This window comes from Streptomyces sp. CNZ301 (genome assembly GCF_004217425.1).
In genome coordinates this window covers 1,801,761-1,816,899 of record NZ_SHLG01000001.1, presented here as the reverse complement: position 1 = coordinate 1,816,899, position 15,139 = coordinate 1,801,761, and the positions used below count along the sequence as shown (strand labels likewise).

The following is a 15,139-nucleotide window of genomic DNA, read 5'->3' as shown; positions in this document are numbered from 1 at the left end:
CCAACGGCTGGACACGGCAGGGAACTTGGGGTGGCGAGGGCGGTATTCAGATGTGCGGATCGGTCTTCGGCGCTACGTTGTCACCATGGCAGTAGGCAGTCTTTTCCTCTGAGGGCCCGTCGAGGCATCCGCGGCGTCCGTGTGCAGCGCACCGGCGCCGGTTGCCCCTGCGCATCGTCACGTTGCCGCGTCCCGCCGTGCGGGCGCGCGGCGCCTCCCGACCCCAGAGCCGGAAGACAGGTCCCACCGATGCCTGACCAGACCCCGTCCCGCGATGTGCTCGCGGATTGGTTCCGCGAGCACGCCTCCACTCTGACGACCCTCGATCCGCGGCAGCCTCTCGACGATCTGGAGCCGCTGCGCGAGATCGTGGGCGACGCCCGCGTCGTGGCCGTGGGGGAGAACGCCCATTTCGTCGAGGAGTTCTCCCGGGCCCGCCGACGTGTGCTGCGCTTCCTCGCCGAACGGTGCGGATTCACAGTCCTCGCTTTCGAGTTCGGCTTCAGCGAAGCCTTCTCCCTCGACCGGTGGCTCCAAGGAGAGGGCGACGACGCCGACTTGGCGAACGTGAGCCGGAGCGCTGCCGAGTGGGGCTCGGCGGACCTCATGCACTGGCTACGACGTCACAACCGCGCCAGCGGGCACCCGCTCCGGTTCGCCGGCATCGACCTCCCCGAGGCCGGCGGTGCCCTTCGTCCCGCCCTGGAGCGGGTGGCCGACTACCTGCGAGAGGCCGACCCCGACGCACTCCCGTTGGTGGACGCTGCCTTGGAGATCAGCGACCGCTTCCTCGACGGTGCGGGTTCCGGCGCCGCGGCGGCGCCCGCGTGGGCAGCTCTCTCCTCCGCCGAACAGGACGCTCTGACAGCCTCGTTGGCGCGTCTGCGGCTCCGGCTGCGAGCCGGTGAACCGCTCCGTGTCTCCCGCGCCGGCCGGAGACCCTTCGACATCGCCCTGCGAAGGGTGGAAGCCGCATGCCACACCGACCACATGTTCCGGGCGATGAACGGGCTCATGTCCGGACAGGTCATGGCCGCGGACCTGTCGGTGCGGGAGATCTTCATGGCCGAATCCGTTCGCTGGCACCTCGATCACGCCGGACCGGACGCCCGGATCGTGCTCGCCTCGCACAACAATCACATCCAGAAGACGGCCGTGGAGTTCGACGGCGTGCTCACGGCGCTCCCCATGGGACAGCACCTGCGGCGCATGCTCGGCCGGGACTACAGGTCGGTGGCCCTCGTCCACACCTCGGACAACGTCCCGGAGATGTATCCGGACCCCGGCGCGGAGGTGGGCTTCACCCTCGCCGACGCCGATCTCGAAGATCCCGGGGCGGGCAGCGTCGAGGCCGCACTCGTCGATGCCGGAGTCGGTGACGAGATCACGCTCACCGATCTGCGGCCCTCGCCGCATGACGCGGAGCGGAAGCCGCTGCTGCAGCGGATCCGTACGCAGAGTTCCGTCCTGTCCACCCCGGTGCCGGAGGCGTTCGACGCCGTGCTCGCCGTCCCGGAGGTCACCCGCGACCGGACGGTGCGGTTCTGACGGCTCTCCTCCGCCCTGCCCGCCCGGCCGGCCATGCGGAAGGCCACCGTTCTCCGTGGCCGCGGACCGTCGCATCAGGCCGGTTGGCGGCTTCTCGGCCCTTCTGCTCCCCGCGATCGTGAGCGGCGGGGGCAGAGTGCGTTGCGTCAGTGACGCAGACGGGCGTTGAGCCGGGCGGCCTGGCGCGTGAGGTGGTCCCGCTCGGCGTGGTCGGGGGCCTTACGGGCCGCCTCGGCGTGCAGCCGTGCCGCCGTGGCCAGGTCGCCGTCGCGCTCGTGGAGGTACGCCGCCGCTGCTGCGTGGCGGGGCAAGGGGTGTCACCGCCCGGGCGCTGTCCCTGCCGGCGGGGGAGCTGCTGGTCGGCGGAGTCGGACTGGTCATCGCGGTGTTCGGGGCCTGGGGCGGCATACAGGCACTGCGGCGCAAGTATCACGACCACTTGAAGATGTCGCGCATTCCTCGCCGGAGCCGCAAGTGGGTGGAACTGCTGGGCGTGAGCGGCGGCGTCGCCCGCGGAGCGGTCCTCGTGGCCCTGGGAATCTTCGCGACGGAAGCGGCCTGGTCCTCGGACGCCGACGAAGCCAAGGGCATGGACGGCGCGCTGCCGTCGTTCGCGGACACTCCCGTGGGCCCGTGGCTGCTCGTGGCCATCGCCGTGGGCGTCACCCTGTACGGCCTTTTCTCCTTCATGCAGGCTCGCTGGCGTCGCGTCTGGCCGGGAGGACCCCGGGCTCAGAACCGAGACACGGCAGCTGTCGAAGCAGCAGACCGCCTACCGTGAGGCCGGCCTCCTGAGCGGAAGGTACGTGCCGGTCGGCGATCTGCTGCCGTGAGGGCGCGGGCCGTTCCCCGGCCGGTCCTCCTCAGCGGCGGCCTCTGCGCAGCCGGATGCCCGACGTACGCGATCGCCGCAGCCGCACCGCCTGCGACATCCCGCCGGCCGCCGGGACCGGGGTGGGGAAGACCCGAAGGGACGAGGAAGTGGCCGGTCGGCCGCCCGGACGAGAGCGGCCCCGGGAGGCAGCACGCCTCCCGGGGCCTCGTTCGTCAGCGGGCGCGGCCCGCCTCGTCAGGGCGATCCGCCGTCAGGCGACGCCCCTCTCCTTGAGCGCCGTCAGGCGACGCCCCTCTCCTTGAGCGTCTGCAGCACCTGCCGGGCCGTGTCGGCGCTGGACTGCGGGTTCTGCCCGGTGACGAGGTTGCCGTCGGTCACGACCTTGCTCGTCCAGGCGGGGGCGGTCTCGACGAGGGCGCCGAGTTCGCGGAGCCTGCTCTCCACGAAGTACGGCACCGCTTCGCCGAGTCCGCCCTGCCGCTCCTCCTCGTCCGTGAAGACGGTGAGCCTGCGGCCCGCGAAGGGGAAGCCGTCGCCGGCCTCGCCGCCGCTGGTGCTGAGCACTCCCGCGGGGCCGTGGCACAGCGCCGCGACGACCTTGCCGCCGCTGTCGGCTTCCCTGAGCAGACGGGCGAGGTCGGCGTCCTGTGCCAGGTCCTCCATGGGTCCGTGACCGCCGGGGATGTAGATCGCGTCGTAGTCCGTGGCCCGTACGTCGCCGAGGGCGAGCGGCTTGTCCAACTGGCCGGAGAGGGAGTCCAGATAGGCGCGGAACTCCTTCGCGGAGGCCTCGTCCACGTTGCCGCGCTCATCGAGGCTGATGGGGTCGACCGTGGGCCGCACGCCGCCGGGAGTGGCGATGTCCACGTCGACGCCTGCCTCACGCAGCACGCGGTGCGAGACGGCGACCTCCTCGGCCCAGTAGCCGGTGGGGTGGGTCGTGCCGTCGGCGAGCGTGAGCCTGTCGGCGGCGGAGACGACCATCAGGATCTTTGCCATGGCGCAGAGCTTCCTTACTTTCGCTGTGTCGGCGTCGGTCCGTCGTTCCCGTCGGTCCGTCGTTCACTTCAACACCCGCGTCCCTCGGATTTCTTTCGCTAATCCGCTCTGCCCGTGCCGTCCCTGCTGCCTCGCCATCTCACGGAACCCGGAACCGGAACCGGGAACCGGAACCGGAACCGGGACCGGGACCGGAAGCGGGAACCGGAACGGGACACCCGCGTCGGGGCTCCCCGGAGGCGCGACGCGGGTGCCGGGGCCGCCCGCCGAAGAGCCTGCCTCCGGCGGCCCGCGCGGGGCGGGCCCGGCCCGGCGGCCGCCGGGTCGGCAAGCGATCAGCCGGGTGGAACATCTGGACCAACTCACTGAGAGTGATCGAGGGCATGGTGGAGGTCCTTTTCTCGGAGGGTTGCGGGAGTGGCCGTTTCGCTGCCGACGGAGCGGAAGACGTCGTCGAGCCGCGTCGGCCCGGCTTCGAGTTCCGTCAGATCCACCGCGTTCTCGTCCCGCCCAGCGGAGCAGGACGTGCAGGTCCCGCTGCAGGTCGAAGGTCTCGACGAGGAGTTTCCCGTCGCTCCCGCCCGCCGTGGGCAGTGGTAGCGCCGGCGCGCAGGCCGGAAGGGAACCGACCGGGAGATCGACACCCTGCGGGCGACGGGCGAAGGCTACTCGGCCGCCGACATCGCCGCCCAGCTCCACCTCGCGCCGGGCACCGTGCGCAACTACCTCTCGAACGTGATGCAGAAGACCCAGACCCGGACCCGGCACGAGGCGGCACGGTACGCACGGGAGCACGACTGGCTGTAGCGCGGGACCGGGGACGGGGGACGGGGGACGGGGCCGGAGCTCCGGCCCCCGGTCCGGGGAGGGAAACGAGAACGGTCCCGGGAGGCGGTGTGCCTCCCGGGACCGTCGGGGTGCTGCGTGCGCGGGCGAGGCCCGCGCTCCCGTCCGTCAGGCGGTGACCTGGTCGGTCTCCTCCGAGTCGGACAGCGCGTTGCCGTTCGGCGCGGCCTCCCAGTCCGCCTCTTCGGCGGTCTCCTGCGCCTCCGTCTCGCGCTGGCCCGGGATCTCCTCCGTGCGGCGGGCGACGCGCTCGTTGCGGGCCGCCGTGGCTTCGCACAGGTCGGTCACGGCCTTGTTGAAGCGAGCCATCGACGGCGGGTCGGAAGGACCGAGGAGGTGGACCTTCAGTTCCCCACGGGCCTTGGTGAGGGTGTCCTTGGCAGGGTCGCGCACCGACTCCAGCAGCGCCGGCACCTCGTCCGCTCCGGGGGAGAGGATCGTGGCGGCACGCACCGTCGGGAACCCGGCCCGGAAGTCGTCCTCGCTCAGACCGCTGGTGTTGGCCACCGCGTAGGGCTTCTCGCTCGACAGGTAGTCCGAGACGACGGACGAGACGTCGGAGATGAGCAGATCGGACTCGTTGAAGCAGGTGTAGATCGTCGGCCGCGGGCCGGTGATGATCTGGTGTTCCCACTCGGGGAGCGAGGCCCAGTTGGCGGCCTCCCAGGCGGCGGTCGCGGCCGCGACCCGCTCGGCCCTGTCCGACTCCGGCGTGGACTGGAGCATCATCTTCTCCACCTCGTCCGCGCCTCGGCGGAAGGCGGTGGTCGTCAGCTCGTCCAACTCGCGTACGCGGCGCTCCAGTTCAACCGCGGTCTCGGCGCCGGGACGCTCACCGGAGCGCTTCGAGTTCGCCGCGGCGATCATCTCCTGGATGCGGACGTCGGCGGCGCCCGCACGGGGGTCGACGGAACCGGTCATCGGGTGCGGCTTGTACAGCAGCCGCACACCCGGGTCGGCCAGCAGGGCACGGACGATGTTCTCGCCGGCCAGGATGATCGACGTGTTGCCGGGGTCGTTCGTCCAGCCCTCCCACGTGGGGGCGTACAGCACGGTGGTGTACTTCCCCGCCGGCGGTCCCGCGTACGGCTCGATGGGAGAGAGCTGCGGGCGGCCGACCTCGACCACGTCACGGTCGTCCACGCCGATGTCGGCGAGCTGGTAGCGCTCGCGGGCGGCGGGACCGGCGACCCACACCTCGTCGTAGGCCTTCGCGTAGGGGTTGCAGGAGGAGAGCTTGTCGCTCTCCCCGTGGTTGATGAAGGCGTGCTTGATCGTGGGGATGCGCAGCACCTGCGAGGTCTTGCCCGAATTCGCCGGGTGCAGCATCACCTTCAGCGTCGAGTGCTCCAGGTGCATCAGGTGCGCGACCTTCGGGATGCAGATGATCGGGACGTCCGTCGCCTCGATCTTCTGCACCATGAAGCGTTCCCGGAGCACGATGATCGGGTTGCCGTCGAGCTGCGCGAGCGTGGAGAGCCACATGTTCGCCTGGTAGGCGGAAGTCGTGCCGCCGGAGAAGTACATGCCCACGGTCGGCTGGTACTTCGCCAGCCAGCGGTCGAGCCACTGCAGCGCCTGCTGCTCGTTGGCGTGACGCTTCTTCGGCAGCATCCACGTGCCCAGGTACAACGCACCGCCCAGGGAGAGCGCGATGCTCAGGCCGAGGCCCAGGATGCCCCAGACCTCGGTGGACAGGGCGGCGCTCAGCATCAGTCCGACGGTGGCGGGGATGGAGAACCGCAGCAGGCGGCGGCTGGGCTGGCGGGCCAGCAGACGCGGCGGCGCGACGGTCAGCCGCAGGTCCGAGGCGTCGATGTTGCGGGTGAGGATCGGCAGTGTGCGGCTGCGCCGCACGAACTGGGCGACGGCCTGGCACAGGAAGTGGGCGGCGTAGCCGGCCAGCAGCAGAAGTGTCAGGGGGCGCTCGATGTCCGGCGGGACGTCGGGGATGCGCACAAGGCCGATGACGATGAGCATGTCGCGCAGAAGCTGGCGGGTCGTGACGTCGAAACGGACCTTGCCGAGCAGGGCGAGCAGGCCGGGCTGCTTGTGCGTGAGGTAGATGTCGAGCGTGATCCCCGCCAACGAGGCGACGATGAAGACGGGCACGTTCGGCAGCAGCGCGCCCGCGAGCTGTGCGGCGTAGAAGACCGTCAGCGCGAGAAGCGCGGTCAGCTGGACGGCGCGTCGTGATGAGAGACCGGCAGAGGGCACGGGACTGGGCTCCTGGCAGGAGGTCGGGGGTCGGGCTGTGTACCGGCCGGTGGGGATGGCGGCCGTGGATGACCACTGACCGTATGCCGGGCACGGGGCCGGTGACAATCTGCGTCGGGGTGTCCTGAGTCGATACGCGGACAAAGGTCATTATCCCCACCCGTCCACTGGTCGGAACGGACGAGCGGCCCCGGCGGGTACTCCCGTAGATTGCAGAGGAGGCCCCCGGGACGCGCGTGAGGCGGCACCGTGCGGGCGCCGCGACATCAGCGGCACACCGGAACAGTACGGACGCACCCGCACCGGGCGGGGCGCACGGGGAGCAAAAGGAACGGCTCCGCCGGCGAGGCACGACACGCGGGCGTGACAGAGGGAACAGGCAGGCAGCGGGACGTGGGCACCAGTACGGCAGCGGGCTCGGGCGACTCCGGCAGGGACGACACCGGCAGGGACGACACCGGCAGGGACTCCGCGACGGGCGCCCCCGGCGCGCCGCACGGAGCGCGGAGCGCGGCGCGTACAGAGCGCACCGAGGTGACGGGTGCGCGGCGGATCGTCGTCAAGGTCGGGTCTTCGTCGCTCACGACGGCGGCCGGCGGCCTGGACGCGGACCGCGTCGACGCCCTCGTCGACGTGCTGGCCAAGCACGCAGGACCGGCCGACGGCCGGACGAGCGCCCCGCAGCGGGAGATCGTGCTCGTCTCCTCCGGTGCCATCGCGGCGGGCCTCGCACCGCTGGGCCTGCCGAAGCGGCCCCGCGACCTGGCCCGCCAGCAGGCCGCGGCCAGCGTGGGGCAGGGGCTCCTGGTCGCCCGCTACACCGCCTCGTTCGCGCGCTACGGACGCCGCGTCGGCCAGGTGCTGCTCACCTCCGACGACACCAGCCGGCGCGCCCACTACCGCAACGCCTACCGCACGTTGGAGCAGCTTCTGGCGATGGGCGCCGTGCCGGTCGTCAACGAGAACGACACCGTCGCCACCGAGGAGATCCGCTTCGGCGACAACGACCGGCTCGCCGCGCTGGTCGCCCATCTCGTGCGGGCCGACCTGCTGGTGCTGCTCTCCGACGTCGACGGTCTCTACGACGGCGATCCTGCCTCTCCGGGCACGTCACGCATCACGGAGGTCACGGGTCCCGGGGACCTGGAGGGCGTCGAGATCGGCAGTGCGGGCAGCGCGGGCGTCGGCAGCGGCGGAATGGTGACGAAGGTCGAGGCCGCCCGCATCGCCGCCGCCGCGGGTGTGCCGGTGGTGCTCGCGTCGGCGACGCACGCCGCCGACGCGCTGGCGGGCCGCGGCACCGGTACGTACTTCCACCGGACGGGCCGCCGCACCGCCGGGCGGCTGCTGTGGCTCGCGCACGCCTCGACGCCGCGGGGCGCGCTCACATTGGACGAGGGTGCCGTGCGGGCGGTCGTCCAGCGGCGCACCTCCTTGCTGGCGGCCGGAATCGCGGGCGTGGAGGGTGAGTTCGCGGCCGGTGACCCCGTCGAACTCCGCGACGAGCGCGGCGTCGCCGTCGCCCGCGGCCTGGTCAACTTCGACGCGAAGGAGCTCCCGCAGCTGCTCGGGCGGTCCACGCCGGAGCTGGCCCGCGAGCTGGGCCCCGCGTACGAGCGGGAGATCGTGCACCGTGACGACCTGGTGCTGCTCGACTCCTGAAGCCGTTCGCACGTGCGTGCGCCCCGCCTCGAAGGACGCGAGCCGGACCTCCGCGCCGGACCTCCGCGCCGGACCTCCGCGTCGGACCTCCGCGCCGGGGCCGGCCCGTGGACCGCGAGTGATGCCCTTGCTGCGAGCGAGCGAGCGTCAGCCCTCGCTCGGCGCCTTGGCGTGAAATGTTCGTGCAGAGGGCGGGGGAGTGGTGTCCGAACCGTCATCGGCCGGGAGAAAAGACCAGCCTTTCCACGGACAGCTTCCCGAAAACGGCCACGCGGCCGGTCGCGGGCTGGTCAACTTTGTAGAGGGGGTCGTGCGGCAGGTGAGCGGCGCCCGGAACCGAGAGCATCCCACCGGACGAGGAGGCCACCCGTGAGACGGCTGGTCAGCGTTGACCCGGAGCAGCGGGCCGAATCACGTGCGGGCGCGGGTGCCGAAAGGCGTGAGCAAGCCAGGCTTTGGCACATCACGTTGAGCGTCGCCGGCGAGGAGGCGCCGCTCAAGGAGGTACGGCGCGCGCTGGAACAGCTCGCCCACGACCATCCGTTCCTTCTGAACAGCCGGTATGCGAACGATCACGCCGAGATCCGCTACTGGGAAGAGGCCCGCGACCTGCACGACGCCGCCGCTGTCGCGCTGCGGCTGTGGGGGGAGCACCGCAATTCGGCACAGCTTCCCCCGTGGGAGATCGTCGGTCTCGAGGTCATCGGCCGCGAGACGTACCACCAGCGGGTGGCCGAGGGATACGGCCCGCCGCCCGCCGCCTCCATGGGCGTCCACCCGTTCTAGGTGTATTGATCATGAGCGTTGTTGACGCCCGCAGGTCTTGATCATGGCGAAGACCTCCGGTGTGGTGGAGGTGTCTAGGCTTCACCGCACAACGGAGGTCTTCGTGTCCCACCGTAATGCCCGGCTGACCGTGCACGGCAGGCGGTTGCTGGTCGAACGTGTCCGCTCGGGGTTTCCGGTAGCGCATGTGGCTGCCCAGATGGGCGTCTCGCGCACCACCGCGCACAAGTGGATACGCCGGTTCGCTGCAGAGGGCGATACCGGCCTGGCCGACCGCTCCAGCCGCCCGCACCACCTGCCGAACCGCACACCGCCGGGCGTTGAGGCCCGCATCTGCGCCTTGCGGGCCGAGCGCAAACTCGGGCCTGCTCGCATCGGCCCGATCCTGGGTATGCCGCCCTCCACCGTCCACCGGGTCCTGACCCGCCATGGCCTGCACCGTCTGTCCTGGCTGGACCGGCCCACCGGCCGGCTCATCCGCCGCTACGAACGCAGCCGGCCCGGCGAACTTGTCCACGTCGATGTGAAGAAGCTCGGGCGCATCCCCGACGGCGGTGGCTGGCGCATCCACGGCCGGGAGGCGGCCCGGGCGGCCCGGCCGCAAAGCCGTCGCCGCACCGGCTACGACTACATTCACTCCGCCGTCGATGACCACACCCGCCTCGCCTACAGCGAGATCCATCCCGATGAGAAGGCCACCACGTGCGCTGCCTTCCTGCGCAGGGCGGCAGCCCACTTCGCCACGCTGGGCATCGACCGCATCGAACGGGTGCTGACCGACAACGCCTGGTCCTACCGCAAGAGCGACCTGTGGAAGCAAGCCCTGACCGATCTCGGCGCGGTCGGCAAGCGCACCCGCATCTACCGGCCGCAGACCAACGGGAAAGTGGAGCGCTTCAACCGCACCTTGCTCGATGAATGGGCCTACCTGCGGCCCTACGCCACCAACGACCAACGCGCCACAGCGCTGACAGACTTCCTCCACAGCTACAACCACCATCGCTGCCACACCGCACTCGAAGGCAAGCCACCGATCAGCCGTGTGAACAACGCATCAGGTCAATACATCTAGGGCCCTCCACTTCCAAGCCCTGTCAGGCCCTTCCAGCTCCAGGCCCCTGCCTGAGCGTGGCACCGCAAGGCCGTTTCAGGCCAGGCCCGTTTCAGGCCATGCCCGGCTCGCAGCCCGGTCCGGGCCACGAAGCGGCGGCACTCCTCGTGAGTACGGGGCGGTCGTCCCGCACGGTGGACGGCCGGGCACCGGCGGTGCCGCCGTGGCTAAGCTCGGAGACATGAGCGCAACGCAGAACTCGCCCGTGACCGACACCGCACGACGCGCGAAGGAGGCCGCCGCCGAGCTCGCCCCCCTGCCGCGCACGGTCAGGGACGCGGCGCTGCTCGCCGTCGCCGACGCGCTCACCGCCCGTACGGACGAGATCGTCGCCGCCAACGCCGCCGACGTGGGCAAGGCCCGCGACGCCGGAACGCCGGACGCCATCGTCGACCGTCTGACGCTCACGCCGGAGCGCATCGCGGCGATCGCCTCCGACGTGCGCGACGTGGTCTCCCTTCCCGATCCGGTCGGCGAGGTCGTGCGCGGCTCGACGCTGCCCAACGGGCTCGAACTGCGCCAGGTGCGCGTGCCCCTCGGCGTCGTCGGGATCATCTACGAGGCCCGCCCCAACGTCACCGTCGACGCCGCCGCGCTGTGCCTGAAGTCCGGCAACGCGGTGCTGCTGCGCGGCTCGTCCTCCGCGTACGCCTCGAACGGCGCCCTTGTCGAGGTGCTGCGCGACGCCGTTGCCGGTGCCGGAGTGCCCGCCGACGCCGTGCAGCTCGTGCCGGGGGAGAGCAGGGACAGCGTGCGTGAACTCATGCGCGCCCGCGGCCTGGTGGACGTGCTGATCCCGCGCGGCGGGGCCTCGCTCATCCGTTCCGTGGTCGAGGAGTCCACCGTTCCCGTCATCGAGACCGGCGTCGGCAACTGCCACGTGTACATCGACGAGGCCGCCGATCTGGAGACCGCCGTCGCGGTACTCGTCAACTCCAAGGCGCAGCGCCCCAGTGTGTGCAACGCCGCCGAGACGGTCCTCGTGCACGAAGGCGTGGCGGCGGAGTTCCTGCCGCGCGCCGTGGAGGCTCTCGCCGCGGCGGGTGTGACGGTGCACGGCGACGAGGCGTGGCAGAAGGCGGGCGCGGACGTGGTTCCCGCCACCGACGAGGACTGGGGCACGGAGTACCTCTCGTACGACATCGCCGCGGCCGTCGTGCCGACGCTGGACGCAGCGGTGCGGCACATCCGCGAGTGGAGTTCGGGTCACACGGAGGCGATCGTCACCCGGGACACCGCGGCCGCCCGCCGCTTCACGTCGCTCGTCGACTCGACGGCCGTGATGGTCAACGCGTCGACGCGTTTCACGGACGGCAGCCAGTTCGGATTCGGCGCCGAGATCGGCATCTCCACCCAGAAGCTGCACGCACGCGGCCCGATGGGCCTGCCGGAGCTGACCTCCACGAAGTACGTGGTCACGGGAGACGGGCACACCCGCGGCTGACCCGCGCCCGGCACATGCCGGGGCGTCTCTGAAGCTGTTGCGCCGGTTCTGACGGAATCCCGCTTCTCCCTGCCCTTATTGACCACAAAGGTCTACGCTGACAGCGTGCCGGACGACGTGGGGGGCCAGCCGTTCCCGGACGGCGAGGAGCCCGAGTACCGCTACGGGGCCGCGGACGAGGAGTTCGCCGCCCTGGTGCTCGACGAGGACTTCGTGCGGTCCGCGGCCATTCACGAACCCACCGCCGCCGAACGCATATTGGCCGCCGCGCAGTCGCACGCCGAGAGCGAGACCGTGCGCGGCTTCGAGGACGGCTATGTGTACGGGCCGGGCACCGAGGGCGATTTCGGCTTCGACGAGGACGACCCGGACGGAACCGGCGATCCGGACGGACTCGCCGGCGTGGGGGACCTGGACGACCCGGACGACGACGAGGGCCGGTTCGACCGCTCCGACTACACCGAATACCTCGACCCGGCCGACGGGGACGAGTACGACCACTACGGGCCGCACGAGTCGTACGCGCCGTACGGCTACAACCCCAACTCCTTCGGCGACAGCGGCCATTACGCCCCGTACCAGTACGGCCGGTTCGTCGACTTCGGCCGGCACGACCAGTACGGGCAGTACATCCGCTTCGGCGTCAACCGCCGCTACGACCCCCGCTTCGACCTGGGCGAGGAGCACGGCTCCGACCACCGCCGTCCCGGCCGCGGCAAGCACGGCGCCGCCCCGCGCGGCCGCCCCTACCGCGGCCACATGCGGTGGCAGCGTCCCGTCGCCTGGCTGCTCGCCCTGGTGATGGGCATCGGCATGGTCGCCCTCGCGCTCGGCGCCGTCTACCGCGGGACCTCGCAGCAGCGGCAGGACCCTTCGCCTCCGCCCGCGACGACCGGTGTCGGCTCCTCCGCCAAGGAGCACGAGGGCGCGCAGCGGACTCCGGACATACCCGCGCAGTCGAGACCGGGCTGAGGTCACCCGCGGCGAGGCCGCGGCTGCGTCGAGGGTGCACGCCGTGCGGGCCGTATGGTCACCGGCTCGTCACGCCGGGGCGACAAGGCGTTCACGAACACGCGTATCCGCCGGGTTGTCGCCGCACGGGAGCGTTTACGTACAGCCGGGCGGACCTACTCTGTTGGTATGGCCGGGCGAGGCAATCCCCCAGAGGGAACCCCCGACGACGCCTCCGGGGGCGGCGACGACGAGTACCGAGACGATTACCGATCCGTCGTCTTCGACGAGTCGTTCATCAAGGCTGCGCGGCTCCAGGAGTTCTCCGCGCGTGAGCGCATGGAGGACGAGGAGCACGCGGCCGTACGCAACCGTGTCCTCCCGTCCGCGGGCGAGGCCACCGACGAGGACCACGGCGGCACTTACCAGCGGGGCTCCATCACCGCCTCACGGCAGGGCATCGTCCTGGTGCTGCTGATCGTCCTCGCCTTCGGCACGGCGATCTACATGGGAATCCGCAACCCGTACCAGGCGCCGCCCGATCCGCCCGCCGAACCCATGCGCAACGCGCTGCTTCCCCTGGCGCCCCGCGACGCGGTGCCGGGCGCCGCGCCCGCCGATCTCTTCGAGCACAGTCCGGCCGCCCAGTTCCGCGCCGGCGCCGACGGTGTGACGCTGCCGCCCGCGCGCCGCACGCGGCACTTCTCCGACAGCCAAGTGCTCTCGGCGCTCACGGCGGCGAAGGAGTACATCGTCACCAGCTCGCTCGACCCGTCCGTGCTCAGCGGCAACACCTTCCGGGACGTGCGGATACTGCTCGACCCGGTGCAGCACGAGCAGTTCGACCAGAGCATGGACCACCCGCGCAACGACGGGCGGCACTCCGCGACGGGCTGGATGGTCCGCTTCGACCCGTCGAAGACGGCGCTCGCCGACGCGCGGATCCGGGTCAACGGCTCCATGACCGTTCAGGAGGCTGGCCCCGACGCACTGGAAGTCGTCGCGGACCACGTCTTCGTCTACGCGGTGCGGGCGGCGGACGAGGGGAAGGACGAGAAGGCGGCGGACAATTCGTCGTTGTTCACGGTGCGGCGCGAAGTGCGTTTCCAGGTCGACCGCGAGGACCTGCGGCGCCAGCAACTGAGCGTGCTCCAGGTCTCGATGAGGGCCGGGCCGCTGCCGTGCTCCGCCGACATGTCGGACGCGCTGGCCCCGTTGCTGGCCGGTGAGAAGGCCAAGGACGACGGTGCGGCCGGCACCGACCCGTACGCGCGCGGCCGGTCCTCGGCCTCGCTGTGCGGTCTGCTCTCCACGAGCTCACAGCCGAGCCCGGCCGCGAAGAAGGACGACTAGGGGCGACTGGATGCACACCCGGGTTTCCACGACGGCAGCAGTCCGGTGCGGTGTCGCATGCGGCGGCTGGAGCGGTCGTGCGATCCTGCTTCGCCCTCCTGGCGCCGGCTGCGGCCCACTTGTGCGCCGCAGCGCGGGAGATCCCCATCGCCGCGGCCACGTGCGCGACCGGGCAGCCGGACAGGACGCGTCGAGAGGGCAGAAACGTCGTCAAAGGTGCTGAGCCGGCGGTGAGCAGGGACCTGGTGGTCGTCGGCGCCGGCATCGTCGGCGCCTCGGTCGCCTATCACGCCGCCCGGGCCGGAGCCGTCGTGACCCTCGTCGACGCCGGCCGGCCGGGCGCCGGCGTGACGGCGGACTCGTTCGCCTGGATCGGGCTCGGGCCGTCCGGCGTACGCAGCGGTCCAGCAGCCGCGCTGCGGGTGACCGCGGCGGAGGAGTACCACCGGCTCGAGGCCGAGCTGCCGGGACTCCCGGTGACCTGGTCCGGCTCTCTGTCCTGGGGGGCGGCGGACGGTGCGCCGGAGGTGGCGCCCGGGCAGGAGATTGTGGACGCGGCCACAGTGGCGGCGCTCGAGCCCGCCCTGCGGCAGCCCCCGGAGTGGGCCGTCTGGGCACCCGGTGACGGCGCCGTCGACCCGGTGGGCGTGACCGAGCGGCTCGTCGAGGGTGCCCGCGCCCACGGCGCCCGGGTCCGTCCGGACACCCCCGTCACCGCGGTCAGCCGGGACGCCGCAGGTCGGGTCGTCGGGGTGGAGACGGCCGCAGGTCCCCTCTCCGGAGAGACCGTGGTGCTCGCGGCGGGGGCGGCCACGGCCGCGCTGGGCGCGCCCCTCGGCATACGCGTCCCGGTCGACCCGTCGCCGGCGACGCTCTTCCAGTTCCGCGCTCCGGCCGGTCTGGTCCGCACCGTGGTCAACAACCGGGACTTCGATCTCCGGCAGGTCGCCGCGGACCGGCTGCTCGCCGCCGCAGACTCGCCCGAACGGACTCTCGCCGCCGTCCGGTCCACCTTCCGCGGCGCCGAGAACGCCGACCTGCTGAGCACCAGGGTCGGCGTACGCCCCATGCCGGCCGACGGCGAGCCGATCGTCGGCCCGGTCGCCCCGGTGCCCGGCCTCTACGCGGCGGTGCTGCACTCCGCGGTCACGCTCGCCCCGGCAGTGGGCCGCCTGGTCGCGCGGGAGCTGGTCGACGGCGCCGTCGATCCGGCGCTGGCGGGCTGCCGTCTCGACCGCTTCCAGGGGCGCGACCCGCAAAGCACGTAGCCAGGTGACGACGGCGCCGAGGGCAACGCCGCCGCGTTAGGTGAGCGCGAGAATCACAGCCCGAACCGCGCAGGTCCGGGAGAGGCGCCCTGGCCCTGCCGGTCGCGTTCACGACGGGC

General features: G+C 71.7%; 12 protein-coding genes and 3 pseudogenes. 11 read left to right on the top strand and 4 right to left on the bottom strand.

Annotated features, from left to right (window positions below):
* Positions 1–249 precede the first annotated feature (249 nt).
* Positions 250–1,548: an erythromycin esterase family protein gene (locus tag EV375_RS07970; RefSeq protein ID WP_130298822.1), complete on the top strand. Its 1,299-nt coding sequence runs from the start codon at positions 250–252 to the stop codon at positions 1,546–1,548.
* 146 nt (positions 1,549–1,694) lie between these two features.
* Here the strand turns inward: EV375_RS07970 and EV375_RS07965 are convergent.
* Positions 1,695–1,859: pseudogene (locus EV375_RS07965) on the bottom strand (RNA polymerase subunit sigma-24); the annotation flags it as partial.
* Between EV375_RS07965 and EV375_RS29625 the strand changes: the two are divergent.
* A pseudogene (locus tag EV375_RS29625) lies at positions 1,841–1,915 on the top strand (hypothetical protein); the annotation flags it as partial. The pseudogenes EV375_RS07965 and EV375_RS29625 overlap by 19 nt on opposite strands.
* Positions 1,916–1,993: 78 nt before the next feature.
* A complete protein-coding gene (locus EV375_RS29620; protein ID WP_486588711.1) occupies positions 1,994–2,329 on the top strand; it encodes a DUF1206 domain-containing protein in 336 nt (111 codons plus the stop codon).
* Between the two features lie 333 nt (positions 2,330–2,662).
* Here EV375_RS29620 and EV375_RS07955 read toward each other — a convergent pair whose 3' ends face one another.
* Complete coding sequence (locus EV375_RS07955) at positions 2,663–3,382, bottom strand: type 1 glutamine amidotransferase domain-containing protein (protein ID WP_130298820.1); 720 nt, start codon at positions 3,380–3,382, stop codon at positions 2,663–2,665.
* 636 nt (positions 3,383–4,018) lie between these two features.
* Here EV375_RS07955 and EV375_RS07945 point away from each other — a divergent pair.
* Entirely contained in the window at positions 4,019–4,189 is a 171-nt protein-coding gene (locus tag EV375_RS07945) for a response regulator transcription factor (RefSeq protein ID WP_486588710.1), read from the top strand.
* A gap of 147 nt (positions 4,190–4,336) precedes the next feature.
* Here the strand turns inward: EV375_RS07945 and EV375_RS07940 are convergent, their stop codons facing one another.
* Positions 4,337–6,445 carry a hypothetical protein gene (locus EV375_RS07940; RefSeq protein ID WP_130298819.1) on the bottom strand — a complete coding sequence of 703 codons (2,109 nt, stop codon included), beginning with the start codon at positions 6,443–6,445 and terminating at the stop codon, positions 4,337–4,339.
* A 534-nt stretch (positions 6,446–6,979) separates the two neighbouring features.
* Between EV375_RS07940 and proB the strand changes: the two genes are divergently transcribed.
* The 6 genes from proB to EV375_RS07905 all read left to right on the top strand — a co-directional run bounded on the left by proB (position 6,980) and on the right by EV375_RS07905 (position 13,752).
* Positions 6,980–8,107, top strand: a complete 1,128-nt coding sequence (proB, locus tag EV375_RS07935) for a glutamate 5-kinase (RefSeq protein ID WP_130301691.1) — start codon at positions 6,980–6,982, stop codon at positions 8,105–8,107.
* Between the two features lie 378 nt (positions 8,108–8,485).
* Positions 8,486–8,893 (top strand): hypothetical protein, encoded by a 408-nt coding sequence (locus tag EV375_RS07930; protein ID WP_486588709.1) that lies wholly within the window; start codon positions 8,486–8,488, stop codon positions 8,891–8,893.
* Positions 8,894–8,996: 103 nt separating this feature from the next.
* Positions 8,997–9,965 carry an IS481 family transposase gene (locus EV375_RS07920; RefSeq protein WP_130298818.1) on the top strand — a complete coding sequence of 323 codons (969 nt, stop codon included), beginning with the start codon at positions 8,997–8,999 and terminating at the stop codon, positions 9,963–9,965.
* 220 nt (positions 9,966–10,185) lie between these two features.
* Positions 10,186–11,448, top strand: a complete 1,263-nt coding sequence (locus EV375_RS07915) for a glutamate-5-semialdehyde dehydrogenase (protein WP_130298817.1) — start codon at positions 10,186–10,188, stop codon at positions 11,446–11,448.
* A 105-nt stretch (positions 11,449–11,553) separates the two neighbouring features.
* Entirely contained in the window at positions 11,554–12,420 is an 867-nt protein-coding gene (locus EV375_RS29345; protein WP_207228424.1) for an SCO2584 family spore wall biosynthesis protein, read from the top strand.
* Between the two features lie 168 nt (positions 12,421–12,588).
* A complete protein-coding gene (locus EV375_RS07905; RefSeq protein ID WP_130298816.1) occupies positions 12,589–13,752 on the top strand; it encodes an SCO2583 family membrane protein in 1,164 nt (387 codons plus the stop codon).
* A 12-nt stretch (positions 13,753–13,764) separates the two neighbouring features.
* Here EV375_RS07905 and EV375_RS07900 read toward each other — a convergent pair.
* Positions 13,765–14,017: pseudogene (locus EV375_RS07900) on the bottom strand (leucine zipper domain-containing protein); the annotation flags it as partial.
* Here EV375_RS07900 and EV375_RS07895 point away from each other — a divergent pair.
* Complete coding sequence (locus EV375_RS07895) at positions 13,983–15,020, top strand: NAD(P)/FAD-dependent oxidoreductase (protein WP_486588357.1); 1,038 nt, start codon at positions 13,983–13,985, stop codon at positions 15,018–15,020. The pseudogene EV375_RS07900 and the gene EV375_RS07895 sit on opposite strands and share 35 nt — an antisense overlap.
* Positions 15,021–15,139: the final 119 nt, after the last annotated feature.

What these genes read in the sequence shown, in the direction of transcription:
- EV375_RS07970 (WP_130298822.1), top strand. Translation starts at nt 250, where the DNA reads ATGCCTGACCAGACCCCGTCCCGCGATGTGCTCGCGGATTGGTTCCGC.
- EV375_RS29620 (WP_486588711.1), top strand. Translation starts at nt 1,994, where the DNA reads ATGTCGCGCATTCCTCGCCGGAGCCGCAAGTGGGTGGAACTGCTGGGC.
- EV375_RS07955 (WP_130298820.1), bottom strand. Translation starts at nt 3,382, where the DNA reads ATGGCAAAGATCCTGATGGTCGTCTCCGCCGCCGACAGGCTCACGCTC.
- EV375_RS07915 (WP_130298817.1), top strand. Translation starts at nt 10,186, where the DNA reads ATGAGCGCAACGCAGAACTCGCCCGTGACCGACACCGCACGACGCGCG.
- EV375_RS07905 (WP_130298816.1), top strand. Translation starts at nt 12,589, where the DNA reads ATGGCCGGGCGAGGCAATCCCCCAGAGGGAACCCCCGACGACGCCTCC.